This window comes from Roseateles sp. L2-2 (assembly GCF_050613215.1).
GTDB classification, from domain to species: Bacteria; Pseudomonadota; Gammaproteobacteria; order Burkholderiales; family Burkholderiaceae_C; genus Roseateles; species Roseateles noduli.
This window is the reverse complement of the sequence record NZ_CP192509.1, coordinates 1103825-1127693: the sequence shown is the minus strand read 5'-3', so window position 1 is coordinate 1127693 and position 23869 is coordinate 1103825. Positions and strand designations below refer to the sequence as shown.

20 protein-coding genes are annotated in these 23869 nt (G+C 69.0%); 7 read left to right on the top strand and 13 right to left on the bottom strand.

Annotated features, from left to right (window positions below; genetic code table 11):
- Nucleotides 1-121: 121 nt before the first annotated feature.
- The 3 genes from ACQZ13_RS05175 to ACQZ13_RS05165 form a co-directional block, all read right to left on the bottom strand.
- The gene (locus tag ACQZ13_RS05175; RefSeq protein WP_431050167.1) at nucleotides 122-1501 is read right to left on the bottom strand and encodes a c-type cytochrome; all 1380 of its coding nucleotides are present in this window, start codon (nucleotides 1499-1501) and stop codon (nucleotides 122-124) included.
- Nucleotides 1498-2286 (bottom strand): c-type cytochrome, encoded by a 789-nt coding sequence (locus ACQZ13_RS05170; RefSeq protein WP_431050166.1) that lies wholly within the window; start codon nucleotides 2284-2286, stop codon nucleotides 1498-1500. Before ACQZ13_RS05170 ends, ACQZ13_RS05175 begins: the two co-directional genes overlap by 4 nt.
- A 103-nt stretch (nucleotides 2287-2389) precedes the next feature.
- The gene (locus ACQZ13_RS05165; protein ID WP_431050165.1) at nucleotides 2390-4306 is read right to left on the bottom strand and encodes a diguanylate cyclase domain-containing protein; all 1917 of its coding nucleotides are present in this window, start codon (nucleotides 4304-4306) and stop codon (nucleotides 2390-2392) included.
- 229 nt (nucleotides 4307-4535) lie between these two features.
- On the opposite strand from ACQZ13_RS05165, the gene ACQZ13_RS05160 reads away from it, so the two are divergent.
- The 3 genes from ACQZ13_RS05160 (at nucleotide 4536) to ACQZ13_RS05150 (ending at nucleotide 7030) form a co-directional block, all read left to right on the top strand.
- On the top strand, nucleotides 4536-5756 hold the full coding sequence (locus ACQZ13_RS05160; protein ID WP_431050164.1) for a low temperature requirement protein A: 1221 nt from the start codon (nucleotides 4536-4538) through the stop codon (nucleotides 5754-5756).
- Nucleotides 5753-6730 carry an alpha/beta fold hydrolase gene (locus ACQZ13_RS05155; protein WP_431050163.1) on the top strand — a complete coding sequence of 326 codons (978 nt, stop codon included), beginning with the start codon at nucleotides 5753-5755 and terminating at the stop codon, nucleotides 6728-6730. Before ACQZ13_RS05160 ends, ACQZ13_RS05155 begins: the two co-directional genes overlap by 4 nt.
- Nucleotides 6731-6796: 66 nt before the next feature.
- Nucleotides 6797-7030, top strand: a complete 234-nt coding sequence (locus tag ACQZ13_RS05150) for a hypothetical protein (protein ID WP_431050162.1) — start codon at nucleotides 6797-6799, stop codon at nucleotides 7028-7030.
- A gap of 42 nt (nucleotides 7031-7072) precedes the next feature.
- Here the strand turns inward: ACQZ13_RS05150 and ACQZ13_RS05145 are convergent, their stop codons facing one another.
- The 8 genes from ACQZ13_RS05145 to ACQZ13_RS05110 all read right to left on the bottom strand — a co-directional run bounded on the left by ACQZ13_RS05145 (nucleotide 7073) and on the right by ACQZ13_RS05110 (nucleotide 17594).
- Nucleotides 7073-7891 (bottom strand): hypothetical protein, encoded by an 819-nt coding sequence (locus tag ACQZ13_RS05145; protein WP_431050161.1) that lies wholly within the window; start codon nucleotides 7889-7891, stop codon nucleotides 7073-7075.
- 157 nt (nucleotides 7892-8048) lie between these two features.
- Nucleotides 8049-8972: a nucleotidyl transferase AbiEii/AbiGii toxin family protein gene (locus ACQZ13_RS05140; RefSeq protein ID WP_431050160.1), complete on the bottom strand. Its 924-nt coding sequence runs from the start codon at nucleotides 8970-8972 to the stop codon at nucleotides 8049-8051.
- Nucleotides 8969-9706, bottom strand: coding sequence for a type IV toxin-antitoxin system AbiEi family antitoxin domain-containing protein (locus tag ACQZ13_RS05135; RefSeq protein WP_431050159.1), 738 nt, complete (start codon nucleotides 9704-9706; stop codon nucleotides 8969-8971). Before ACQZ13_RS05135 ends, ACQZ13_RS05140 begins: the two co-directional genes overlap by 4 nt.
- 251 nt (nucleotides 9707-9957) lie before the next feature.
- Entirely contained in the window at nucleotides 9958-10491 is a 534-nt protein-coding gene (locus tag ACQZ13_RS05130) for an NYN domain-containing protein (protein ID WP_431050158.1), read from the bottom strand.
- Nucleotides 10492-10655: 164 nt separating this feature from the next.
- On the bottom strand, nucleotides 10656-12080 hold the full coding sequence (locus tag ACQZ13_RS05125; RefSeq protein ID WP_431050157.1) for an efflux transporter outer membrane subunit: 1425 nt from the start codon (nucleotides 12078-12080) through the stop codon (nucleotides 10656-10658).
- A gap of 12 nt (nucleotides 12081-12092) precedes the next feature.
- Complete coding sequence (locus ACQZ13_RS05120) at nucleotides 12093-15356, bottom strand: efflux RND transporter permease subunit (RefSeq protein ID WP_431050156.1); 3264 nt, start codon at nucleotides 15354-15356, stop codon at nucleotides 12093-12095.
- Between the two features lie 122 nt (nucleotides 15357-15478).
- The gene (locus tag ACQZ13_RS05115) at nucleotides 15479-16690 is read right to left on the bottom strand and encodes an efflux RND transporter periplasmic adaptor subunit (RefSeq protein ID WP_431050155.1); all 1212 of its coding nucleotides are present in this window, start codon (nucleotides 16688-16690) and stop codon (nucleotides 15479-15481) included.
- Nucleotides 16691-16745: 55 nt separating this feature from the next.
- Nucleotides 16746-17594 (bottom strand): alpha/beta hydrolase fold domain-containing protein, encoded by an 849-nt coding sequence (locus ACQZ13_RS05110; protein ID WP_431050154.1) that lies wholly within the window; start codon nucleotides 17592-17594, stop codon nucleotides 16746-16748.
- Nucleotides 17595-17826: 232 nt separating this feature from the next.
- Between ACQZ13_RS05110 and ACQZ13_RS05105 the strand changes: the two genes are divergently transcribed.
- On the top strand, nucleotides 17827-18840 hold the full coding sequence (locus ACQZ13_RS05105; protein WP_088404923.1) for a LysR family transcriptional regulator: 1014 nt from the start codon (nucleotides 17827-17829) through the stop codon (nucleotides 18838-18840).
- Between the two features lie 273 nt (nucleotides 18841-19113).
- Nucleotides 19114-20478: a reverse transcriptase family protein gene (locus ACQZ13_RS05100; RefSeq protein ID WP_431050153.1), complete on the top strand. Its 1365-nt coding sequence runs from the start codon at nucleotides 19114-19116 to the stop codon at nucleotides 20476-20478.
- Here the strand turns inward: ACQZ13_RS05100 and ACQZ13_RS05095 are convergent.
- Both ACQZ13_RS05095 and ACQZ13_RS05090 read right to left on the bottom strand, forming a co-directional pair.
- A complete protein-coding gene (locus ACQZ13_RS05095) occupies nucleotides 20468-21865 on the bottom strand; it encodes a sensor histidine kinase (RefSeq protein WP_431050152.1) in 1398 nt (465 codons plus the stop codon). The genes ACQZ13_RS05100 and ACQZ13_RS05095 overlap by 11 nt on opposite strands.
- 13 nt (nucleotides 21866-21878) lie before the next feature.
- Nucleotides 21879-22568: a response regulator gene (locus ACQZ13_RS05090; protein ID WP_088404920.1), complete on the bottom strand. Its 690-nt coding sequence runs from the start codon at nucleotides 22566-22568 to the stop codon at nucleotides 21879-21881.
- A gap of 135 nt (nucleotides 22569-22703) precedes the next feature.
- On the opposite strand from ACQZ13_RS05090, the gene ACQZ13_RS05085 reads away from it, so the two are divergent.
- Nucleotides 22704-23609, top strand: a complete 906-nt coding sequence (locus ACQZ13_RS05085; protein ID WP_431050151.1) for an alpha/beta hydrolase — start codon at nucleotides 22704-22706, stop codon at nucleotides 23607-23609.
- The gene (locus ACQZ13_RS05080) at nucleotides 23593-23868 is read left to right on the top strand and encodes an acyl carrier protein (protein ID WP_088404918.1); all 276 of its coding nucleotides are present in this window, start codon (nucleotides 23593-23595) and stop codon (nucleotides 23866-23868) included. The genes ACQZ13_RS05085 and ACQZ13_RS05080 overlap by 17 nt, the downstream gene beginning before the upstream one ends.
- The last annotated feature ends 1 nt before the right edge of the window (nucleotide 23869 follow it).

Here is a 23869-nt window from a genome sequence, read left to right as displayed (position 1 = left end):
AACCTAGGAGCGAGAAGCCGCGCTTCAAGATCTTGAAATCAAGGGTGGCCCGTCCCCATATGGCGCGCCCGTTGCGCGAGCCGAGGGCGCTTTTCGTGTGCTTTTGTGCCCCTGAGCCCGCTCATTTCAGGCGCAGCACTTCCTGCTCCGTCACCGCCGATGCCTGGTTCCCCCAGCTCTGCCGGATCAAGGTCGCGACGGCGGCCATCTCGGCCTCCGTGAGCACCTGCCGCAGCGGCGGCATCCCGTACGGACGCGGGTGACCCGGCGTCGTCGGCGCGTAGCCGCCGTCGGCCAGCATCTGGAGCACGTTCTGAGGCGCGTCCAGCGTCACCGTGCGGTTGCCCGCCAGCGGCGGATAGGCCGGTTCGCCGGCGATCTGACGCCCCTGTCCCTGATCGCCATGGCAGTCGGCGCAGTGCTTCGCGTACACCTGCCGGCCGAGATCCATCTGCGCCGACGAGGCCGGCTTGAACTCCGCCGCGGTCGATCCCTCGCGCGGCAGTCCGCGCAGGTACACGGCCATCGCCTGCGCATCGGCGTCGGTCAGATGCTGGAGGCTCTCCGCGACGACATCCGCCATCGGGCCGAGCGCCGCGCCCTGGGTCGACCAGCCGGTCCGCAGCCACGACCGCACTTCCGTCTCGGACCAATCCTGCACGCCCGCCGCATGCGGATCGGCCAGCGAAGGCGCGATCCAGCCCTGCACGCCGACCCAACCGCCGCGCAGTCCTGCCGCGTCGCGCAACGCGCCGAGCCGGTTGCGCGGCGCATGGCATTCGGCGCAATGGCCGACCGCCTGGACGAGGTAGCGACCTCGCTCCAGCGTCGCCTGGCCGGCGGCGCCCTGCGTCGCACGGCGATCGACGCCCGGTTCATCGTGCGACGGCGCATCGCCCGGCGTGAAGTACATCAGCCGCCACACCGCGAGCGCGGACTGCCAGCGGTACGGCCAGCCGAGCTGATGGGGTGGCGTCGTCTGCGTCACCGCCGGCTGCTGCTTCAGCCACGCGAAGATCGCATCGGCGTCCTCGCGCGACATCGCCGTGTAGCTGGTGTACGGAAACGCCGGATAGAGCAGCCGCCCGTCGCGGCTGCGGCCGTGATGCATCGCGCGCCAGAAGTCGTCGGCGTTCCAGCGGCCGAGACCCGTCTCGGGATCGGGCGTCAGGTTGCTGCTGAACAGGGTCCCGAACGGCGTGCCGAGCGGCAGTCCGCCGGCCAGCGGCGCGCCACCGCGCGGGCTGTGGCAGCCGGCGCAATTGGCGATGCGCGCGAGGTACGCGCCTCGTGCGATCACCGCAGGGCTGGTGTCCTGTGCGCCGGCCAGCGAGGGTCGCCCCGACAGCCAGAGCTCCCGTCCCCACGCGCCGGCGAGCAGCAACGCGGCCATCAACGGGACCGCGATCGCAACGCCGACCAGCAGCCGGACGAAGGTCCTCATCGGCGCCGCGCTGGACGTCTCGCCGGAGGTCCCTGTGGAGGTCGAATCCCCGCTCATGGCGCCAGCCCTCCGCATTGCACCGGCAAGGGCGTCGTCGACGGCGGCTCCGGATGGGCGCCGGCGGGCTTGGCGGCGAGCCAGCTCGCGACGACGGCGATGTCGTCGGTCGACAGCGCCTTCGCCACGTCGGCCATGCAGTCCGGCGCGTGCGCGCGACGCAGCCCGCTGCGCCACGCGCCGAGCTGGCCGACCAGGTAGTCGCGCGGCAGCCCGAGCAGCCCCGGGATCGCCGGCTCACGCCCCGCCATCGACGGGCCATGACAGGCCGTGCACGCCGGCACCTTGCGCGCCGGATCGCCTTGCAGGATCAATCGTTCCGCGCGCGCCTGCTGCTCGGTGTTCAGGCCGGACGGTCCCGGCGCCGGATACGGCACGTCGAGCGCGGCGAAGTAGCCGGCGATCTCGCGCAGGTAGTCGTCGCTCATGTTGCGCAGCAGCCCGGCCATCAACGCGTGATGACGGCGGCCGTCGCGGAAGCTCTGCAGCTGGTTGAAGAGGTAGCCCGCAGGCTTGCCCGCCAGACGCGGGAAGTAGCCCTGCGTCGTCGCCCGGCCCTGCGCGCCGTGGCACAGGGTGCAGGCCTGGATGCGTTCGCCGGTGTCGTTGGTCAGCGGGCGCAAGGGCTGCGAAAGGCGCGAAGGCCCGGCGCCGGCATCGGCCGGCGGCGCTGCGGCCGTCTGCGCGAACGCCGAGGAAGCGGTGGAGACAGCGGAGACGGCGGAGAGTCCCAGGCCCAGCACAGCGGCGATGAGGACACCCGGGAGGAAGCGGGAGTTCTGCATCGGGCCATCATCGCCGATCGTCGCCGGACGCGTCGGCCGCCAGCGCGGGCCGTCGACGACGTGCGCCCACCTCCACCGTCCAGGTCGTCCGTCGGCCCGGGCGTCAGCGTCTCTGGTCCTGCCCGGGCCATCGCACGGCCGCCCAGCCGTCGCGGCCCTGGTGCTTGGCCTGGTACAGCGCGCGGTCGGCGAGTTCGATCAGGCTCGCCGCGGGCACCTCGCCGTCGGCGACGCTGGCGATGCCGATGCTGGCCGTGATCGGAACGCCCGCCGGCTGCGCGGCCCGCACCGCGTCGACGATCTTGGCCGCGACCTGCTCGGCTTCCTCGGGCCGGTTCAGGCCTTCGAGCACCGCGACGAACTCGTCGCCCGCGATCCGCGCCACGTGGTCGCTGCCGCGCACGACGCGCCGCAGCACGGTGGCGAAGTCGCGCAGCACCGTATCGCCGACGCCGTGGCCGTGGGTGTCGTTGATCGCCTTGAAGTGGTCGATGTCCAGGAACAGCACCGCCAGCAGCCGGCCGTCCCGCGCCTGACGCCGCTGCCGGGCGAGCGCGCCGGCCAGCGCCTGGTCGAACTCGCGCCGGTTCGGCAGCCCCGTGAGCGCGTCCGAGCTGGCCAGCCGCGCGAGCTGCGCCTCCGCCTGCTTCATGACGGTGATGTCGATGGACAGCGTGAAGATGCCTGCCACGCGCCCGTCCGGCCCGACGTCCGGCACGTAGATCGAGCGCAGGTGCCGCTGCTTGCCGAGCATGGTCGAGGTGACCTCGAACTCGACACGTTCGCCGCCCAGCGCGAGCGCCAGTTGCGCGCTGCGCTGGCTGGTGCTCTCGACGCCGAAGACCTCGTCGATGTGCAGGCCCAGCGACGCCTGCGGATCGAGGCCGAACCAGCTCCGCATCGTCTCGTTGGTGTAGCGCAGCTTGCGCTCCGCGTCGATGTAGGTGATGAAGACCGGCAGGTTGTCGGTGATCGCCTTCATCCGGCGCTCGCTGGCGGCGACCGCCGCCTCGGCGCGCTTGCGCTCGGTGATGTCCATCGAACAGGCGTAGAAGCCCTCGACGCGGCCGCCGGAAAACTCCGGGACGAAGCTCTGGTGGAAATGCAGCGTCTCGCCCTCGATCACCTGCTCCGCGTCGAAGGCCACGGACTCGCCGTTCAGCACGCGCTCGATGTACGGGCGCAGCTGCTGGACGCCTTCCACGCCGCGCATCTCCTCCAGCGTCTTGCCGAGCAGGCTGGCGGGGTCGGTGTGGAGCACGCGGCCGACCTCCGCATTGGCGAAGCGCAGTTGGCCCTTTCCGTCGAAATGGCTGATGAGCGCCGGCACGTTGTCGGCGATGCCGCGCAGGCGCTTCTCGGTGCGCAGCAGGTCGCGCGAGCGCAGCAGCACCTGCGAGGTCGCCATCACCGTGAACAGCGCCAGCATCGCCAGGCCGGCGAGCAGCAGCAGCTCGGTGTGGCCGGCTTCTCGGGCGAGGCGCTCGCTGATGGCGGCGCGCTCGGCGCGCAGCGACGAGGTGAGCTCGCCCAGCAGGTCGCGCAGCTCGTCCATGTGGTGCAGGCCCTGGTCGCCGAGCACCAGCTCCAGCGCCTCCTCGTGACGGCCGGAATCGTGCAGACGGATGGTCTGGTTCATCTCGGTCATCTTGAGCTGGACCAGCTCATGGATGCGGGCGAGCCGGGCCGCGTGCGCGGGGTCGTCGTCGCTGGCCAGGACCTCCTCGACCCGGCGGTCGAGACCGCGGAGGGCGTCGCGATAGGGCTGCAGGTAGCTGGCGCGTTGCGTCAGCAGGTAGCCGCGCTGGCCGGTTTCGGCGTTCAGCAGATCCTCCGTGAGCAGCACCATCGCCGAGAGCATGGTGTTGATGCGGTCGGCGCGGCGCAGGTCGTCGAGCGTCGTTCGGGCGCGCCAGGCCAGCAGCGCCACGATCACGGCCATCGCGAGCAGCGCCACCATCAGCAGGCCCACGCCGCGACCGAGACTGGTGCGATGGGTCGTCTCGGCGGAGGAACGCATGCAACGGCTCGGGCGGATCGAGGTCTGAAGTTGGAAAGGCGGACGCGCGGGGACGCGGAAGAAAGGCGAAGGGATCGCTGAGGACACGCAGGAAGCGTGCCGCTCGCCCGGCCGTGGCGACGGCTTGGCCGGGGGGCGATGCGAGCGATTATGGGGATGGCCGTGCGATTGGCGTCAAGCCGGCATCGGCCCCGGTGGCTCGGTGGTGCACGCATGCGACAGTCCGGGGATGCCCACCGTTCCCCTCCTGCGCCGGCCCGACCCGCACGGCCACGCGAAGGTCAGCTTCGTCGAGCTGTTCTTCGACCTCGTCTTCGTCTTCGCCGTCACACAGCTGTCGCACACGCTGATCGGCCATTTCGCGCATGACGGCGTCACGCTGTCGGGCGCGTTGCAGACCGGGTTCCTGATGGCGGCGGTCTGGTGGGTGTGGATCTTCACCTCGTGGGTGACCAACTGGCTGGACCCGGAGCGCCTGCCGGTGCGGATCTGCCTGTTCGCGATGATGCTGGCGGGACTGCTGATGTCGGTCTCGCTGCCGCAGGCCTTCGGGGAACGCGCGCTGATGTTCGCGGCCTCGTTCACGGCGATCCAGGTCGGGCGGACGCTGTTCTTCCTGTGGGCGGCGCGCGGCGCGGACGCGGGCCTGGTGCGCAACTTCCAGCGCATCGGGGCCTGGCTGGCGGTGTCGGCGGTGCTGTGGATCGCCGGGGCGCTGACACCGTCGATGCGCGTGCCCCTGTGGGTGGCGGCGCTGGCGATCGAGGTCGTCGGACCGTCGGCCGGCTTCTTCGTGCCGGGGCTGGGGCGATCGACGACGGCGGACTGGACGATCTCCGGCGGCCATCTGGCCGAGCGCTGCGCGCTCTTCGTGATCATCGCGCTGGGCGAGTCGCTGCTGGTGACGGGTGCGACGTTCGCGGAGGAGCCGCTGACGACGATGAGCCTGCTCGCCTTCCTGGTGTCCTTCGCCGGGAGCATCGCGCTGTGGTGGCTGTACTTCGACACGACCAACGACTTCGCGACGGGCCGCATCGTCCACAGCGACGACCCGGGGCGGCTGGCGCGGCTGGCCTACACCTACATCCACCTGCCGATCGTGGCGGGGATCATCGTCAACGCGGCGGCGGATGAATTCGTCCTGGCGCATCCGGACGGTCACACGGATCTGAAGACGGCGCTGTGCCTGCTGGGCGGCGTGGCGCTCTACGTGATCGGCGTGGGGCTGTTCAAGCGCACGGTGGTCGGGCGCTGGCCGTGGTCGCACGGCGTGGCGGTGCTGGTGCTGGCGGCGGCCGGGCCGTTCGTGCACGGCTGGCCGCCGGTGGCGACCAGCGCCTTCGCCTGCGCGGTGCTGGTCGCGCTCGCGGCGTGGGAGCGGCGCTCGCGGGCGATGTGTCTCATTCCCGACAGCGGGGACGAGGACGACGCGCCTAGCATCGGCGCATGAGCGCGCCCTCCTCCACTGCCGGCCCCGTCGGCGCGTCCGCCTTCGCGGCGGACTTCACCGTCGAGCCGCATCCGGCCGATGCCCTGTTTCCTGCGTCGACGCGACGGCTGTTCGTCGAGACCGAGCCCGGCGTGCGCATCCATGCGCGCGTGTGCGGCGAAGGTCCGCCGCTGCTGCTGATCCACGGGCATCCGCAGACGCTTGTGATCTGGCATCGCGTGCTGCCGGCGTTGGCGGCGCGTTTCACCGTCGTGATGCCGGATCTGCGCGGGTATGGCGATTCGTCGAAGCCGAAGGGCGACGAGGACCACGGCAACTACAGCAAGCGCCGTATGGCGCAGGATCTGATCGCGGTGATGGGGGTGCTCGGGCATGAGCGCTTCCGCGTCCTGGCGCATGACCGGGGCGCGCGGGTCGCCCACCGGATGGCGGCGGATCATCCGACGGCGGTCGAGCGCCTCGCACTGCTGGACATCGCACCGACGCTGGCGATGTACGAGCAGACGACCGAGGCCTTCGCGCGGGCGTACTGGCACTGGTTCTTCCTGATCCAACCGGCGCCGATGCCGGAGCGGCTCATCGAGGCCGATCCGGCGGCGTATGCGCTCGACGTGATGGGCAGGCGGCATGCGGGCCTGTCGGCCTTCGATCCGCGCGCGTTCGCCGAGTACCAGCGCGCGCTGGCACTACCTGGCACCGCGCACGGCATGTGCGAGGACTACCGGGCGGCAGCGGGCATCGACCTCGTGCACGACCGCGCGGACCGCGACGCCGGCGCGAAGCTGGCGATGCCGCTGCGTGTGTACTGGGGCGCGCAAGGCGTGGTGGCGAAATGCTTCGAGCCGCTGGAGGAATGGCAGCGTGTCGCGACGGACGTCGACGGCGGGCCGCTGCCTTGCGGTCACTACATCCCGGAGGAAGCGCCGGACGCGCTGCTGGCGGCGGTGATGCCGTTTCTCACCGAGGGGCTTTGAGCGCGGCAGCCACGAGGCCCGTTAGGCTGCACGCATTGCAGTGTCCGAATTGGACGGAGTGACGGGATGAACAAGCTGGTGGCGCTCGGGCAGTTCCTGGGCGGAGCGGTCCTGTGGATCGCGGCGGTGGTGGCGGGCTATAACGCGATCAAGCCGCTGATCGGCGCCGCGGAAGGCGCTGGCGCGCCGGCGGGAGCCGGCGGGGCGTTCGTGATCGTGCTGCTGCTGGCCGGGATCGGCACGTGGCTCATGCGTGCCGGCTGGCGCCGGCTGCGGGCGCGGGCGGGTGGGCATTGCTGAGCGGCTGAGGTCTCACTCAGGTTCGACGTCCCTCGCGCCCAGTCAGGCCGCCTGCTTCTGCATGTCGGCGATGAGCTCCGGTCGCGACGAGTGTGCGAACGACTCGCGCTTCAAGGTCAGCGCGTCGATCATGGCTTGATTGGTCAGCAGGAAGTTGTCCAGCAAGGTGTACCAGTTCAGCACGAAGCGCTTCATGCGCCGTTCGTCGCTGACCAGGCCGAGCAATTCCTTCGCGACCTGTCCTTCCATCCGGCTCCGAATCTCCGTATCTGTCTCGGAGATCTTGCGCCCGATCAGGATGAGTTCGAAGTGCATCGCTTCGCTGCCGAATTCCGCGTGCCTCTTGATCAGCTGTGCGTAGCCATCCAGTTGCTGGAGGTGCTTGTAGTTGAGCGCGATACCTGGACGCTTGATCTCCACCACGATGCAACGATAGATCTTCCGACCCATCGAGTCGTGGTGCGGGACCTTGCGGGCGAGGAACAAGTCCGTCTGCTTCCTCGTGCCGTCGATGGCAGAGGCATCAGCCGCATCCAGGTCGTCCACAGCAATGTCGTCGATCCCCTTGACTGCATCGCGCAGCGATTTGGCGATCTCGGTGAACGAGTCTTCCTCCGCGCCAAGCGTCTCGTAAGAGCTGCCGAACAACCAAGTGTTGGCTTCGATGATGCCCTGCAGGTCCGGCGTCTCGCGCGTCTCCAGGTAATGGTCGTTCATCAGCGTCCGCAGCTTGTCGGCCACCTCATGCCTGCGGCGGAGGACTTCGATCTCCCGATCGAGCCACGGATCGTTTATCCGGACGTGCTTCTTGATTTCCTCCCCGCTGATCTCCGTCTTTCCTGCGATTGTTCGAGTCGTCATGGCCGTCTCTTGTCTTTGATCCCGGATGGTGGCCGTGGCGCCGCCACGAGACCATGGCCTCTAGTGACGGAGAAGCCATCCCGGCATATGGAAAAAGGGCATGGCAGTGACTGAGACCGGTTGCTGGCGCAGGCGGGTGGGCATTGCCGAGGGCGAATCAACGCTCCAGCCCCTCCATCAACTTTCGATACTGCTCTTCGAACTTCGCAGGTTGCTTCTTGCGAAGCACCGCGAGGTTGTCCAGCTTCCACCGCACTGCAGGCAAGTGCCGCAGATGAGCGAAGGGCATCAAGGACCAGTCTGGCTCTGCCCGTACCAGCGAAGCCAGAAACTCACGATGCGCTTTGGTGAGCTGTCCGGGCAGCTCGGCGAGCAGTTGCCGCTGAACGGATTCGAGCTCTGACTGGGAAACCGGCGTGCGCGTCATGCCGCGAAATTCGTTGCCGTAACTCAGTTGCAGAGATCGGGGCGCGGAGAAGAGCACCTCATGCACTGGCCGGTTGTGCCCGGCGAGGTATCCGACGAAGCAGTCGACGACGCGGGAGTTCCATCCGAACCGCTGCCACATGCCGATCACGTCGAACAGATCGCGCGGATGTTGACGGTCCATCGCCGCCACGAGCTTGCTCCCGTACAACTCCTCGACAGCGAGCGTCGGAACTGCGACGTCGCTGTCGAAGATCTCGGCAGCCGCCGCCGTGAGCGGCGAGGAACGAACCGGAAGCAACGTGCCCCGAAACACGGCGTTCGCTTCCACTTTCACCCGCGTTGTCTTCCGAGCGGCGAGGAGTCGCACCTCCTCGCCATCGAGGCGCGTCGGCCATTGCACTTGCAGTCCCTGCTTGCTCAGCGCCGCTGCCAAGCAGCTCAACTCGCCCGTGATTCCTGCGAGATCGGCCTCGCGGTCTGGCGTTGGATCGACCCAGACCAAGTCGATATCGACGGAGAGTCGGGGCATGTCCTGCACGAACAGGTTGATCGCCGTGCCCCCTTTCATCGCGAACCGCCCCGAGGCGAACACCATCGGGAGGATTTCCAGCAGCAGTCGCACCGTGTCGACGTACCGCGCATTGAATGTCATCGAAAGTCCAGTCTCTCCCCAGCTTTGGACACGGCGATCCAGCGCGAACCGCCAAGGCGGTCGCTGTGCGTGCGCGCCACGGCCGCCCAAGGCAGGCCGAGGTCCGCAGCCAGGTGTGCGGCCGCGCGGACGACCTTGATCCGATCCGTCCGCGCCAGCAGTTGATCGAGCACCTTCGTCCGCAAACCGCCAAGCCCTTCCATCAGGCGGCGGGCGTCCGCAAGGCTCTGCGTCTTGCCCAGGTCGCTCAGCATCTCCAGCATGGCCCGCTCCGGTGAGGAGACAAGCACGCGAGGATCGCCGGCGGGCAGGGGCTTCAGTCCCAGCGAGGCATGAGCCTGCTTCTCGAGGATCCGCGTCGTCTGGTACCGGACGGGAAACCGCTCGGCGATCCACGCCGGGATCGCCTTGGGTCGATCGCCCCAAAGGCTGAGGACCTCGTCGAACGCGATGTCGTGTTCCAGGCCATGCCAAGCCAGCGCCGTTTTTCCGCCCACGTGAAATCCCGGCACCTGACGCGCCAGGAAAGCGAGAGCGCCATCTCGCGACAGCTCATCGCCCGCGACGGCATAGACGCCTCGACCGAGATGGTCGAGCCATCCGGTACGAGCCCAGGCGGACGCACGGAAAGCGGAGATGCCTTCGCGTTGCAACACGCCCATGTCCACAGGCTCTCCCCGCGGGTGATCGCGGAGAAGCGTTTTGAATGATCCTTGGTCGATAGTTGTCGCCATTCGTCAACTTTACGCCTCATTTCATTCCCCAGGCCCCTGTTTGTCAGCGACGAACCTTAGGTGGTGCAAGCGCGGTCAGCCATGACCTCCACTCGTGGAGAAGCCGCCCCGACCTACGGCAATAGGTCAGGGCCGTGACTGAAATCGCTGGGGGAAAATGAGGAACGGGCAAGCATTCCTGCCCGCAGGAAGCGGATGGGAAAATGTCCGCGGCGGGAACGCTGTTCAGGCGTGGGCTTCGCCGTCAGCCCTCACCTGGCGATCGCCGGATAGAGGTCATCCATCCACACGACCTCGTCCGCGTAGGACTGGAGGTCGGTCGACAGATTGGCCTGCAGGCCACTGACCCAGATTTCCTTCTTGAGATCCGACTTGACGTAAGAGATCGCCTCTTCGAAATCGCCGTCGCCCGCCGACAGGATCAACCGGTCATAGACGTTCTGCACCGCGAGCTTGATCAGCAGCGTCGCGATCGCGACGTCCACGCCCTTCTGCACTTCGCGGTCGAACTGCACGCCGCAATCCGGGCATTGAAGGTGCAGGTTCTTCATCTCGTACAGCTGGACGCGGATCTTCGGTCCGCGTGGCGGCGCCGCCTTGAGCCACGTGTGAAACGCGTTCTGCTGGTCCGTCGCCAGGTCGCGCGTGGAGTTCAGGTAATAGCTCTCGTAGATCGGACCACCGTTGCGCTGCACAAGCTCGTTCTTGAGCTTCAGGTAATCGAACGGACGGCCGCGACCCACGTTGAACAGGTAGGCGCCGTCGATGATCCAGACCGTTTTCATGCTTCCTTTCGGTTGCGACGATTCTAGGCAGGGTCGCGCGCGGCATCCCTTCAAGCCTGAGCAGGCCACGGACGAAAAAAAAGGCGTGCATCCCTGCACGCCCAAAGGGGCACCGGTAAAGGTCCGGTCGCATTGAAAGGGGCCGGGTCTTGCCCGGCCGGGGCTCAGGCTGGGGTGGTCCAGCCGCCGCCCAGGGCGCGGACGAGTCCGACCGTCGCCTGGTACTGCGCCGCCTGCACCTGCAGCGCCGCGCGGCGGTTGCGCAGTTCGCTGCGGCGCGCGTCGAGCAGGTCGAGCTGGCTGACCAGCCCGTTGCGGTAGCGCGAGTCCGACAGCGCCGTCGCACGCGTCGACGACTGCACGGCCTGCCCTTGCACTTCCGCCTGCTGCGACAAGGTCTGCAGACCGACCAGCGAGTCCTCGACCTCACGCAGCGCTTGCAGCAGTTGCTGGCGATAGCTCGACATCGCCAGATCCAGCCCTGCCTTCGCCGATTCCACGCCGGCCTTGCGGCGGCCGCCGTCGAAGATCGGCAGCGACAGCAGCGCGTCGACCGACCACGCACGCGCCGACCAGCGGAACACGTCGCTCAGCTCCGGCGACGCGTAGCCGCCGTTGGCCGTCAGCGTCAGGCTTGGGAACCACGCGGCCTGCGCCACGCCCACCCGCGACTGCGCCGCCAGCAGGCTGCGCTGCGACGCGGCCACGTCAGGACGTCGCGCCAGCACCGTGCTCGGCAGACCCGCCGGAATCGCCGGCAGCGGCGCGAGCGCCGTGTCTTCCGCCACCTTGAAGCCCGAGGCGGGCTCGCCCAGCAGCACCGACAGCGCGTTCTCCAGCTCGGCGCGACGACGGTCGAGGCTGATCGCCTCGGCCTCGGTCGAAGCGACCTCCGTCTGCACGCGCGCCAGATCCAGTTCCGCGACGTCGCCCGCCTGATAGCGACGCTGCGTCAGCGACAGCGTCTCGCGGTAGGCTGCGACCGTGTCGCGCACCAGTCGACGTTCCTGATCGGCGAAACGCAGCGCCAGGTAGGTCTGCGCCACATCCGCCTGCACCATCAGCCGCGTCGACTGCAGCAGCGCTTCACGCGATTGCGCGTCCAGCGAAGCCGCACGCGTCGCTTCCGACAGGCGACCGGAGAGATCGACCTCCCAGCTCGCGCCGAGACCCGCGTTGTAGACCGTCGTGGCAGCCGGGCCCTGGCCCGCCACCGTGCCTCGCGTCGCACCGGCGCTCGCGCCGACTTGCGGCAGGCGATCCGCATTCGTGCTGCGCAGCAAGGCGCGCGCTTGCGCCAGTCGCGCCGCAGCGCCTTGCAGGTCGTTGTTGTTGACCAGCGAGCGGCGGATCAGATCGTTCAGCGTCGCATCGCCGAACGCCAGCCACCAGTCGCCGCGCGGCTCGGCATCGGCGGGCGGGGCCACCGCCCAGCGCGCCTCGCCGACCGTCGCGGTCGCCTGCGGCGCCTGAGTCTTGAAAGCCGTCGGCGTCGCCGGCAGGCGCGACTCATCGATCGGCGGCGGCGTCGCGCAACCGGCCAGCACCAGGGCCGCCAGCAACGTCGTCATCATCAGTTTCGTTTTCATGGCTCGAATCCTTTATTCGTGCTCGTGGCGCGGCGCGGCCGGATGCGGGCGGGCGTTGCCGCCCGGGCCGAAGTCGTGGCCCTCGCCCTGCGCGGGCTGCACGAACGCTTCCACGTCATGCGGCACCTCGCCGTGCTGCTTGAGCGGCTTGTTGCCCGTCAGGCGACGCACCACCACGTAGAACACCGGCGTCAGGAACAGGCCGAAGGCCGTCACGCCGATCATCCCGGCGAACACCGCCACGCCCATCGCGTTGCGCATCTCCGCGCCCGCGCCCGTGGCCAGCACCAGCGGCAGCACGCCCATCACGAACGCCATCGACGTCATCAGGATCGGACGCAGACGCAGCCGGCTCGCCTCGATGGCCGCCTGCAGCGGCGTCCTGCCGGCGAATTCCAGCTCGCGGGCGAACTCCACGATCAGGATCGCGTTCTTCGCCGACAAGCCCACCAGCACGATCAACCCGATCTGCGTGAAGACGTTGTTGTCCCCGTGGCTCAGGAACACGCCCGTCATCGCCGCCAGCAGACCCATCGGCACGATCAGGATGATCGCCACCGGCAGCGCCAGGCTCTCGTACTGCGCGGCCAGCACCAGGAACACCAGCAGGATGGCCAGCGGGAACACCCACACGCCCGAATTGCCGGCCAGGATCTCCTGGTAGGTCAGCTCGGTCCACTCGTAGCTGATGCCCGGGGGCAGCGTCTCCGCGGCGATGCGCGCAACCGCGTCCTGCGCCTGGCCGGTCGAGTAGCCCGGCGCCGCGCCGCCGTTGATGTCGGCCGACAGGAAGCCGTTGTAGCGCATCGCGCGTTCCGGACCGAAGCTCGGCTCGACCTTCATCAGCGCCGACAGCGGCACCATCTCGCCCGAGGCCGAACGCACCTTCAGCAGACCGACGTCCTCGGCACGGGCGCGGTAGGCGGCGTCCGCCTGCACACGGACCGTGTAGGTGCGGCCGAACTTGTTGAAGTCGTTGACGTACAGCGAGCCCAGGTAGATCTGCATCGTGTCGAACACGTCCGTCACCGCCACGCCCAGCTGGCGCGCCTTGGTGCGGTCGAGGTTCGCGTACAGCTGCGGCACGTTGACCTGGTAGCTGCTGAACAGACCCGCCAGTTCCGGCGCCTTCTGCGCCTTGGCCATGAAGGCCTTCACCGCGCCGTCGAGCGCCTCGTAGCCGAGACCGCCGCGGTCTTCCAGCTGGAACTTGAAGCCGCCCGTGGTGCCCAGACCCTGCACCGGCGGGGGCGGGAACATCACGACGAAGGCGTCCTGGATCTGCGCGAACTGCGCATTCAGGTTGCCCGCGATCTCACCGGCGGACAGGCCCTTGCCGGTGCGTTCGTCGAAAGGCTTCAGCGGCGTGAAGACGATGCCCGAGTTCGAGCTGTTGGTGAAGCCGTTGATCGACAGGCCAGGGAAGGACACGGCGTGGTCGACGCCGGGGGTCTTCATCGCGATCTCGCTCATGCGGCGGATCACGTCTTCCGTACGGTCCAGCGTGGCGCCGTCCGGCAGCTGCGCGAAGCCGATCAGGTACTGCTTGTCCTGCGCCGGCACGAAGCCGCTGGGCACCGCCTTGAACAGGCCCACCGTCAGGCCCAGCAGGCCCGCGTAGACGATCAGCATGATGATCTTGCGCGAGATCGCCTTGGTCACGCCGCCGCTGTAGGCCTTGGCGCCGCGGTTGAACAGCTTGTTGAAGCCGCCGAAGAAGCGGCCCAGCACCTTGTCCATCGCGCGGGTCAGCCAGTCCTTGGGCGCGTCGTGGCCCTTGAGCAGCATCGCGGCCAGCGCGGGCGACAGCGTCAGCGAGTTGACCGCCGAGATCACCGTCGACATCGCGATCGTCAGCGCGAACTGCTTGTAGAACTGACCCGTCAGGCCGGTGATGAAGGCCAGCGGCACGAACACCGCGACCAGCACCAGCGCGATCGCGATGATGGGACCCGACACTTCGCGCATCGCGCGGTAGGTCGCCTCACGCGGACTCAGGCCCGCCTCGATGTTGCGCTCGACGTTCTCCACGACCACGATCGCGTCGTCCACCACGATGCCGATCGCCAGCACGAGGCCGAACAGCGACAGCGCGTTGATCGAGAAACCGAACAGGTGCATCACCGCGAAGGTGCCGATGATGGACACCGGCACCGCCAGCAGCGGGATGATGGACGCGCGCCAGGTCTGCAGGAACAGGATCACGACCAGCACGACCAGCGCCACCGCTTCCAGCAGCGTGTGGACGACGGACTCGATGGACGCACGGACGAACTGCGTCGGGTCGTAGACGATGGAGTAGTCCACGCCTTCAGGCATGGCCTTCTTCAGCTCGGCCATCGTGGCGCGCACGTTGTTCGAGATCTCGATCGCGTTCGAGCCCGGGGCCTGGAAGATCGGGATCGCCACGGCGGACTTGTTGTCCAGCAGCGAGCGCAGCGCGTATTCGGCGGCGCCCAGCTCGATGCGGCCCAGGTCGCGCAGACGCGTCACCTGGCCGTTGGCGCCGGACTTGACGATGATGTCGCCGAATTCCTGCTCGTTGTTCAGACGGCCTTGCGCGTTGATCGGCAGTTGCAAATCGATGCCCTGCAGACCGGGCGAAGCGCCGACCACACCGGCGGCCGCCTGCACGTTCTGCTCACGGATCGCCTGGACGACGTCGCTGGCCGACAGGCCGTGCTCCGCCACCTTCTGCGGGTCCAGCCAGACGCGCATCGAGTAGTCCCCCGAGCCGAACAGCTGCACCTGACCCACGCCCTGGATGCGCGCGAGGCGGTCCTTGACGTTCAGCACCGCGTAGTTGCGGAGGTAGGTCATGTCGTAGCGGTCGTTGGGCGACAGCAAGTGCACGACCATGGTCAGGTCGGGGCTGCTCTTGACCGTCGTCAGACCGAGTCGGCGGACCTCCTCGGGCAGGCGCGGCTCGGCTTGCGAGACGCGGTTCTGCACCAGCTGCTGGGCCTTGTCCGGGTCGGTGCCCAGCTTGAAGGTGACCGTCAGCGTCATCAGGCCGTCGGTGGTCGCCTGGCTGCCCATGTAGAGCATGCCTTCGACGCCGTTGATCGATTCCTCGAGCGGCGTGGCCACCGCTTCCGCGATGACCTTGGGGTTGGCGCCGGGGTACTGCGCGCGGACGACCACCTGCGGCGGCACGACTTCCGGGTATTCCGAGATCGGCAGCACGCGCACGGCGAGCAGCCCGGAGACGAAGATCAGCACCGACAGCACACCCGCGAAGATCGGGCGGTCGATGAAGAATTTGGAGAGATTCATGTCAGTCTTTCAAGTCGACTGGAGAAAACGGCAAAGGGTCCCCCGCGGGGCGGCGTCGCGCCGCCCCGAAGGCTGTCCGTAGCCCCATGGGGACGGGTCTTGCCCGCCCCTTCGGGTTCAGGTCAGGTCTTGTCCGCCTTGGGGGCGCCGTCCTTGGCCTGGATCTCGGCCTTGGCGTTCATCGGGACGATGGTCGGAGCGACCAGCGCACCCGGTCGCACACGCTGCAGGCCGTTGACGACCACGCGCTCGTTGGCCTTCAGGCCCGACGTGACGACGCGCAGGCCGTCGACGTTGGCGCCCAGCAGGACCTCGCGGTAGCTCAGCGTGTTGTCGGCGCCGACCACCATGACGAAACGCTTGCTCTGGTCGGTGCCGACCGCGCGCTCGTTGACGAGCACCGCCGCGCGGGTCTTGGCCTGGCCCAGGCGGATGCGGGCGAACTGGCCCGGGATCAGCGCGCCGTCCTTGTTGTCCAGCACCGCGCGCACGCGCACCGTGCCGCTGCGCGCGTCGACCTGGTTGTCGATCAGCTGCAGCTTGCCGTTGAACGGCGTGTCGGCGGTGGCCGCGGTGCCGATCTGGACAGGGATGCTCGACAGGTCACCGGCGGCGCCCTTGGCGTTGCCGTGCAGCTCGTTCAGCGCGCGGGCGACGGTGCCTTCATCGGCGTCGAAGCTCGCGTAGATCGGGCTGACCGAGACCAGCGTCGTCAGCACCGGCGCGCCCGGACCGGCGGCCACGAGGTTGCCCTGCGTGACCTCCAGTTTGCCGACGCGGCCGGCCACCGGCGCCTTCACCTGCGTGTAGCCGAGGTTCAGCTTCGCCGACTGCAGCGCGGCCTGCGCGGCGCGCAGGTTGGCGTTGGCTTCATTCGACGCATTGCTGCGCTCGTCGAGCTCGCGCTGCGCGATGGCGCGCTCGCTCCACAGGCGGGTGGAGCGCTCCAGCTCGCTCTTCGAGTACGTCACGCGGGCCTGCGCGGCCAGCACCTGCGCGTCGGCGCGGTCGACCTCGGCCTGGTAGGGCGCGGGATCGATGGTGATCAGCAGGTCGCCGGCCTTCACCAGCGCGCCCTCCCGGAAGTGCACCGACTGCACCGCGCCGGAGACGCGGGCGCGCACGTCGACGCGCTCCACGGCTTCGAGGCGGCCCGAGAACTCGTCCCACGCGGCCACTTCCTGGCTCGCGACGGTGGCGACGGAGACGGGAATCGCCTGCGGCGCGCCCGACGGTTGGTTGGCGACCGCCTGCTGGCTGTGCAGGCCGACGACGAGGGCGCCGACGACCGCGGCGACGGCGGTGAGCGAAGTGGCAAAGATCTTCTTGTTCATGGTGGTGCTCCGGTGACGGGGGTAGACGTTGGGAGTTCTTGGAGGGCTCTTGGGGTCAGGCGGGTTGCAGCCGGGATCTGCCGGCCGGTGGGATCAGGGACAGGAAATCGGCCAGCTTCTGGCGCAGGGCGCTCGCCCAGGGCAGCTGGAGGGCGGACAGCGAGGGCAGCTTCATCAGGCTGCAGGGCCAGCCGCTGGGGCCGGCGATCAGCGCCTGCTGCACGTCGACGCCGGCACGCTTCATCGCGCGGGCGTAGGCCAGGGCCTCGTCGCGCATCGGGTCGTCGTCGGCGCTGACGACCAGCGCCGGCACCAGACCCGACAGGCGGCCGGTGTTGGCGGGCGCGGCGTAGGGGTGGTCGCCGTCCTCGCATTCGCCGAGGTAGGCGCGCCAGCCGTGCATCCAGCGGCATTCGCCGTAGCCGGCATCGGCCTGGCGCAGCGAGGCGGTGCCCATGCAGGGGTTCAGCATCGGCCCGATCAGGATCTGGCCGGACAGCTTGCGATGGCCCTGGTCGCGCGCCATCAGGGCCAGCGCCGCCGCGAGGTTCCCGCCGGCTTCTTCACCGGCGACGATCAGCGGCGCGCCCTTGCCCGACAGCTTGGCGCGCGCCTTGTGCAGGCCGGCCAGCAGCGCGTCCAGCGTCTTGAGCGCGGTCGGGAACACGGTTTCCTCGCCGGTGGGGTAGTCGACGTCGACGACCACCGCGCCCGCGTCCGCCAGCAGGCGCGAGACCAGCTCGCCGCTGTCGAGGTCGCCGCGGGTGAAGGCGCCGCCGTGCAGATGCATGACCACCGGCGCGTCCTTGCGGCGGGCGGCGCTCTTGTACACGCGCACCGGCACCACGCCGTCGCCGGCGGGCAGGAGGTCGTCGTGGCAGGAGGTGAGCGGCAGCGCGTCCATGGCAGGGCCAAAGGCCTGCTCCCCGTGGGGGCAGACCGGTCATGTTGCAATGCAGCGAAATTTAGACAACGGACGCCGTCCGATAAATAGCCCGGGACGCGCTTCAGCGTTTCATCGACGAAACAATCGATCGGGCAGGATGGCGACCTCGCGCGCGCGCAGACGCGCCGTTGTGTTGGAGCAGTCGCGGCGGTGCCGCAGCAGTCGGGGTCAAGGGTTCAAGGGGTCACGGATGGACAAGCTCAATGCCATGCAGGCTTTCGCGCGCGTCGTGGAAGCGGGAACGTTCACGCGGGCGGCGGAATCGCTGGACCTGCCCAAGACCGCGGTGACGCGGCTGATCCAGTCGCTGGAGGACCACCTCAAGGTCAAGCTGCTGAACCGCACGACGCGGCGCGTGAGCGTGACGCCGGACGGCGCCGCGTATTACGAGCGGGTGACGCGGCTGCTGTCGGACATCGAAGAGCTCGAGGGCTCCGTGTCGCATGCGCGGGCAGCGCCGAAGGGCCGCATCCGCGTCGACGTGGCGTCGTCTGTTGCGCGGCTGCTGCTGATTCCGGCACTTCCGGAGTTTTATGCAAGACATCCGGACATCCAGATCGACCTCGGCGTGTCGGACCGGCCGGTGGACCTGATCGGCGACAACGTCGACTGCGTCGTGCGCGGCGGCGAGATCACCGACCAGTCGCTGGTCGCGCGCCGCATCGGCGACTGGGGCTACGGCTGCTGCGCCTCGCCGGCCTACATCCAGCAGCACGGCCTGCCGCAGCATCCGCTGGACCTGGAGTCGGACCAGCATCACGTGGTCAGCTATTTCTCGACGCGCACCGGCAAGCGCTTCCCGTTCGACTACAGCAAGAACGGCCAGCGCTACGAGATCTACGGCCACTACAAGGTGTCGGTGAACGACGGCAACGCGTACATGACGGCGGGGCTGACGGGATTGGGCGTGATCCAGGCGCCCTACTTCATGATCAAGCCGCACATCGACTCGGGCGAGCTGGTGCCCTTCCTCTGCGATTGGGAATCGGATCCGCTGCCGCTGTACGTCGTGTACCCGCCGAACCGGCACCTGAGCACCAAGCTGCGGGTGTTCGTCGACTGGATCGCGGAGCTGTTCGACCGCCACTCGCTGTGGCAGAAGCAGCTGGTCGCGAGCTGCGAGGCCAAGCGCACCGAGTCGGATGCGGAGTACATCCCGCTGCAGGCCAACGGCACGAAGCAGGCGGTGCTGAGCGCGGCTTGAGGCCTCACACCCCCGTGAGGGTGCTTGAGCGTCGTCACGGCCCGCACCCATAATCGCCGCCGACCTCCGGTCGCCGCCAAGCCTTCGGAAGCGTTCGCGCCTCCGGCCGCGGGGTATCCCCGCGGCGCTTTCTCTCGCTACTCATCCGGCGCCGATACCTGCACCGCGCTGCCGCGCGGACCTGTATCCGTCGAGACCCGTCAGTTGGCGGCGCATCCGGGGGTCACCTGTTGCCCCCACGTTGCCCTGACCGTTGCTCCACGCGCCGTGCCGATGAGTCACCCTTACTGGATCGCGATCTCGCTCGCCCGCGCGCTGCAGGCGGACGATGAATCGCCACGTGCGCGCGAGGCCGGTGCGCTGCTGGCGCGCGCGGAGCAGTGTCTCGGCACCGAGGCGCGCCCGTGGTTGAAGCCGCTGTGCGACGACCTCGCGCGATGGCCCGGGCCGGTGTGGCGCGCGCATACGGTGAACAGCTTCGCCTTCGCGCTCCTGGAGCTCAACGCCTTCCATGAAGGCTTCGATGCGGAACGCTTCCCTCGACCGGAGATGCGGCGACTGTTGCTGCGGCCCTCGCGGATGCGGCCCTTGCCCTTCGCGCTGGAACACCTCGTGCTGCCGCATTGGCCGACGGAGGCCGACCTGGCGGCGTGGCTCGGCCTGACGACGGACGAGCTCGATCACTTCGCCGGTCCCGCGCGTCAATACCGGGAAGCCAACGCTACGCCGCTTCGTCCGAATGTCGCGCCGACGCCCCACTACCGCTGCCTGCTCGTGCCGAAACGTCGCGGCGGCCTGCGTCTGATCGAGGCGCCGCTGCCGCGATTGAAAACGATCCAGCGCCAGTTGCTCGACGGCCTGTTGAACAGGTTGCCCTGCCACGAGGCGGCCCAGGGTTTCGTGCCCGGCCGCAACGTCGCGACGAACGCCGCGGTGCATGTCGGTCAGGACTTCGTCATCCGCTTCGACCTGCGCGACTTCTTTCCCAGCATCGGACGCGCGCGGATCGCGGCGACCTTCCGGACGCTGGGGTTCTCCGACGCGGTCGTCGCGCGGCTGACGACGCTCTGCACCGCCCGCACGCCGGCCCCGGTGCGCGAACGCCTGCGCGATGACGGCGCCATCGACTTCGACGGCGCCAAGCGGCTCGCCTCTCCGCACCTGCCGCAAGGCGCGCCGACATCGCCGGCGCTCGCCAATCTCTGCGCGTTCCCGCTCGACATGCGGCTGGACGGGCTCGCCCATCGTTTCGGCGCGCGCTACACGCGGTATGCGGATGACCTCGTGTTCTCAGGGACAGCCACGCTGCGCCGCGATCAGCGCGAGTTCCGCGCCTGGGTGCAGGCGATCGTCGAGGAGGAAGGCTTCCGGCTGCGCCACGACAAGACGCACGCGATGCCCGCTGGCGGCAGACAGCAAGTGACCGGCGTCGTCGTCAACGCGAAGCCGAACCTTGCGCGCGAGGACTTTGATCGATTGAAGGCCGAGCTGCATCGGCTGGGCGCTTCGACGGACGTGGATCCGGCGCTGCGATCGGTGCTGCTAGGGCGCATCGCCTGGACGAGGCAATTCCTGGCACCAGCGCGCGTCGAGAAACTTCAGCGGATGTTTGACGCGATCGCCTTCGTCAGGAACTGACTGGCGCGCGCGGCACGCTCAACCGCACCCGCAAGCCCTGACCCGTCGTCGCATCGAGCAGCTCCAGCTTCCCGCGGTGCCGCTGCGCGATGTCCAGCGCGATCGCCAGGCCCAGGCCGCTGCCGGTGCCCTTGGACTCGCTGCCGCGCTCGAAGCGGCGCAGCGCGCGTTCGCGGTCTTGCGGAGGAATGCCGGGCCCGTTGTCCTCGACCTCCATGCGCGCCCAGTCGCCGTCGCAGCCCGTCCGCACCGTGATGCGCGGATTCGGACCGGCGTAGTTCAGGCTGTTGTGCAGCACGTTCGACAGCAGCTCGCGCAGCAGGAAGCTTTGGCCCAGCATAGGCGCGCTCTCCAGCTCGAACTCGATGTCGGCGCCGGACTGCAGCGCGCGCGGCACCCAGTCCTCCGCCACCTGCGCCGCGATGTCCCGGAGGTTCACCGGTTGTTCGCGTCCGCCGGGCTCGGCCTCGGCGCGCGCGATCGACAGCATCTGCGTCGCCAGCCGCGCGCTGCGGTCCACCGAGCCCTGCAGCCGCTTCAGCACCGGCTCCATCTGCGGGTCGTGCGGCTCCAGCAGCGCCAGGTCGATCTCGGTGCGCAGCGACGTCAGCGGCGTGCGCAGCTGATGCGCCGCATTCGCCAGGAAGTCCTGCTGCGCCGACGAGGCCCGCCGCAGTCGCTCGAAGAGCCGGTTGAACGCCGCGATCAACGGCCGCAGCTCGCCGGGCACGTCGTGCTGCAGCGGCTCCAGGCGCGCGAGGTCGCGCTGTTCCAGCTCCGCGCTCAGCTGCGACAAGGGTCGCAGGCCGCGGTAGGTCGCCCACCAGCCGGCGCCCGCCAGCAGGATCGCCATGCCGCCGATCAGCAGGCCCACGACCACCACCAGCTGCTGCTGCAGCGCGTCGCGCTTGTTCAGCGTCTCGGCCACCAGGATCTGGCAGACATGCCCGTTGCCGCAGGCGGCCCCCAGGACCGCCGCGCGCAGCGATTCGCCGTCCAGCGTCGCCAGCGTGAAGAACCATTCGTTGGGTTTGCGCTTGGGCAGCTTCAGCCGCGCCAGCTGCGCGTCGCCGAGCACCACCTCGCCCGACGGGTCGAGCACCAGGTAGTACACCCGGTCGGTCCGGTCGAAGCGCAGCGCGCGGTCGGTCGGTCCCGAGACGTCGACGACGACCTGGCCGTCGCGCTCCTTCAGCAGGCTGGCCACCGCGAGCGCGGTGTCGCCCAGCGCCTGGTCGAGCCACGAGATCGCCGTGTCGTGCATGACCCGGTACAGCATGAACCCGGCCGCGGGCACCGCGACCAGCACGGGGAACATCAGCCAGATCAGCAGCCGCTGCTTGAGGCTGAAGGTCCGGCGGCCGCCGGGCGGGGACGACTCGCTCATGCCGCGGCGGCGGTCAGGCCTTGGCCGCCGGCGCGGGCGGCATCTCTTCCAGCAGGTAGCCCAGCCCGCGCACGGTGCGCAGTTGCAGGCCCGCAGGCTCGATCTTGGCGCGCAGCCGCGAGACGCAGACCTCGATCGCGTTGTCGCTCACGCCCTGCTCCCAGCCGTTGCTGGCCGAGGCGATCTGCTCCTTGGCCACCACCTTGCCAGCGCGCGCCAGCAGGAAGCCCAGCACGTCCCATTCGCGGGCCGACAGCGCCAGCGGCTCCTCGGCGATGTAGGCGCGACGCGCCTCCATGTCCATGCGCAGCGAGGAGAGTCTCAATTCGTTGCCCGTCCGCGCCTGGCTGCGGCGCACCAGCGCGCGGGCCCGGGCGATCAGCTCGCTCAGCGCGAAGGGCTTGACCAGGTAGTCGTCGGCGCCGCCTTCCAGGCCGCGCACGCGGTCCTCGACGGCGTCACGGGCCGTCAGCAGCAGCACCGGCGTCGTGCTGCCCTGCGCGCGCACGCGCCGCAGCGTCTCGAAGCCGTCGATGCCAGCCAGACCGATGTCCAGGATGAGCAGGTCGTAGCGGTCCTCGCGCAAGGACAGCGGCACGGGCTCGCCGCGGGCGCTGACGTCCACGACCCAGGACTGCGAGCGCAGCGCCCGGGCGGTGGACTCCGCCAGGAACTCATCGTCTTCGACCAGGAGGATTCGCATGGAGCGTCAGCATAAGCCTAGAGCCTTGCACGGGCCAATCCGTCACCTGTCAGAAACCTGAGGGCAACGGCGTTGACAGGTTCCGGACAGGTTGTCGTCAAGTCCGCAACAGCGAGCTTGGACAGACTGCCGTCCATGCCGAACACCACCCTGACCGACGTCTCCTCCCGGCCGGATCCCCGACCCGCCGTGCTGCTCCTGCACGGCCTGTGCGCCAACCCGCTGGAAATGATGCCGCTGGCCCGCTCGCTGCGCGACGCCGGCTACGTCGTGGAAGCGCCCGCGCTGGACGGCTACGGCGTCGTTCCCCCGGTCGCCGGCGCGCCGGCCGCCGACCGGGCGCCGCGCCGCCCGGTCCCGCCATTCGAGCAGTGGGTCGAGATGGCCGCCGCGCACTTCGACGCCCTGGCCGCCAGGCACGCCCGCGTGGCCGTCGGCGGTCTGTCCATGGGCGCGGTGCTGGCGCTGGCGCTTGCGCTGAAGCGCCCGGCGGCGGCATTGATGCTGCTGTCGACCAGCCTGCACTTCGACGGCTGGAACGTCTCGCCGTGGCGCCGCCTGCTGCCGCTGGCCTACGTGCCGCCGCTGCGCCAGTGGCTGGCCTTCCGCGAGACGCCGCCCTACGGCATCAAGAACGAGCGCCTGCGCGAGTGGGTCGCCCAGGCGATGAATTCCAGCCACGTTTCCGCCGCCGGCGCGGACCGGCTGCCGGCCGCGTCGCTCTACCAGGCCTCCCGGATGATCCGCCTGGTGCGCCGCCGGCTGCACACGATCGCGACGCCCGCCGTCGTCCTGCATGCGAGCGAGGACGACGTCAGCGGTCCGCGTTCCGTGCTGGAACTCCAGCGCCACCTGGCCACGACGCCCGAGGTGCACTGGTTCCATCACAGCTATCACATGCTGACCCTGGACAACGAACGCGGCGCCGTCACCCAGGCGGCGCGCCAGTTCCTGCAGCGGATGGTGCCCGTCGAGGCACTGTCTCCTTCCCTTTCCCCCCTGACCACGACCGAGGACCTCCGCCATGAGCAACACGCTTGATCAACTCCGTGAACTCGCCTGCCACGAGCTGGGCATGACCGGGGACGAACTGAAGAACGACGTCACCTTCGCCGAACTGGGTCTGGACTCGCTGATGCTGGTCGACTTCATGTTCGCGGTGGAGGACAAGTTCCTGATCGACATCGACCACGAGACCGCGATGAAGCAGCCGACCATCATCGGCCTGGCCGCGATCGTGGACGCGCAGCTGGCCGCCAAGGTCGACGCCGGCGGCACGCCCGCGGCCGTCGCCGCCTGAG

Excerpts from the sequence above, each read along its gene's own strand:
- ACQZ13_RS05175 (WP_431050167.1), bottom strand. The coding sequence starts at position 1,501 with ATGAGCGGGGATTCGACCTCCACAGGGACCTCCGGCGAGACGTCCAGC.
- ACQZ13_RS05170 (WP_431050166.1), bottom strand. The coding sequence starts at position 2,286 with ATGCAGAACTCCCGCTTCCTCCCGGGTGTCCTCATCGCCGCTGTGCTG.
- ACQZ13_RS05165 (WP_431050165.1), bottom strand. The coding sequence starts at position 4,306 with ATGCGTTCCTCCGCCGAGACGACCCATCGCACCAGTCTCGGTCGCGGC.
- ACQZ13_RS05160 (WP_431050164.1), top strand. The coding sequence starts at position 4,536 with ATGCCCACCGTTCCCCTCCTGCGCCGGCCCGACCCGCACGGCCACGCG.
- ACQZ13_RS05155 (WP_431050163.1), top strand. The coding sequence starts at position 5,753 with ATGAGCGCGCCCTCCTCCACTGCCGGCCCCGTCGGCGCGTCCGCCTTC.
- ACQZ13_RS05150 (WP_431050162.1), top strand. The coding sequence starts at position 6,797 with ATGAACAAGCTGGTGGCGCTCGGGCAGTTCCTGGGCGGAGCGGTCCTG.
- ACQZ13_RS05145 (WP_431050161.1), bottom strand. The coding sequence starts at position 7,891 with ATGACGACTCGAACAATCGCAGGAAAGACGGAGATCAGCGGGGAGGAA.
- ACQZ13_RS05140 (WP_431050160.1), bottom strand. The coding sequence starts at position 8,972 with ATGACATTCAATGCGCGGTACGTCGACACGGTGCGACTGCTGCTGGAA.
- ACQZ13_RS05135 (WP_431050159.1), bottom strand. The coding sequence starts at position 9,706 with ATGGCGACAACTATCGACCAAGGATCATTCAAAACGCTTCTCCGCGAT.
- ACQZ13_RS05130 (WP_431050158.1), bottom strand. The coding sequence starts at position 10,491 with ATGAAAACGGTCTGGATCATCGACGGCGCCTACCTGTTCAACGTGGGT.
- ACQZ13_RS05125 (WP_431050157.1), bottom strand. The coding sequence starts at position 12,080 with ATGAAAACGAAACTGATGATGACGACGTTGCTGGCGGCCCTGGTGCTG.
- ACQZ13_RS05120 (WP_431050156.1), bottom strand. The coding sequence starts at position 15,356 with ATGAATCTCTCCAAATTCTTCATCGACCGCCCGATCTTCGCGGGTGTG.
- ACQZ13_RS05115 (WP_431050155.1), bottom strand. The coding sequence starts at position 16,690 with ATGAACAAGAAGATCTTTGCCACTTCGCTCACCGCCGTCGCCGCGGTC.
- ACQZ13_RS05110 (WP_431050154.1), bottom strand. The coding sequence starts at position 17,594 with ATGGACGCGCTGCCGCTCACCTCCTGCCACGACGACCTCCTGCCCGCC.
- ACQZ13_RS05105 (WP_088404923.1), top strand. The coding sequence starts at position 17,827 with ATGGACAAGCTCAATGCCATGCAGGCTTTCGCGCGCGTCGTGGAAGCG.
- ACQZ13_RS05100 (WP_431050153.1), top strand. The coding sequence starts at position 19,114 with ATGAGTCACCCTTACTGGATCGCGATCTCGCTCGCCCGCGCGCTGCAG.
- ACQZ13_RS05095 (WP_431050152.1), bottom strand. The coding sequence starts at position 21,865 with ATGAGCGAGTCGTCCCCGCCCGGCGGCCGCCGGACCTTCAGCCTCAAG.
- ACQZ13_RS05090 (WP_088404920.1), bottom strand. The coding sequence starts at position 22,568 with ATGCGAATCCTCCTGGTCGAAGACGATGAGTTCCTGGCGGAGTCCACC.
- ACQZ13_RS05085 (WP_431050151.1), top strand. The coding sequence starts at position 22,704 with ATGCCGAACACCACCCTGACCGACGTCTCCTCCCGGCCGGATCCCCGA.
- ACQZ13_RS05080 (WP_088404918.1), top strand. The coding sequence starts at position 23,593 with ATGAGCAACACGCTTGATCAACTCCGTGAACTCGCCTGCCACGAGCTG.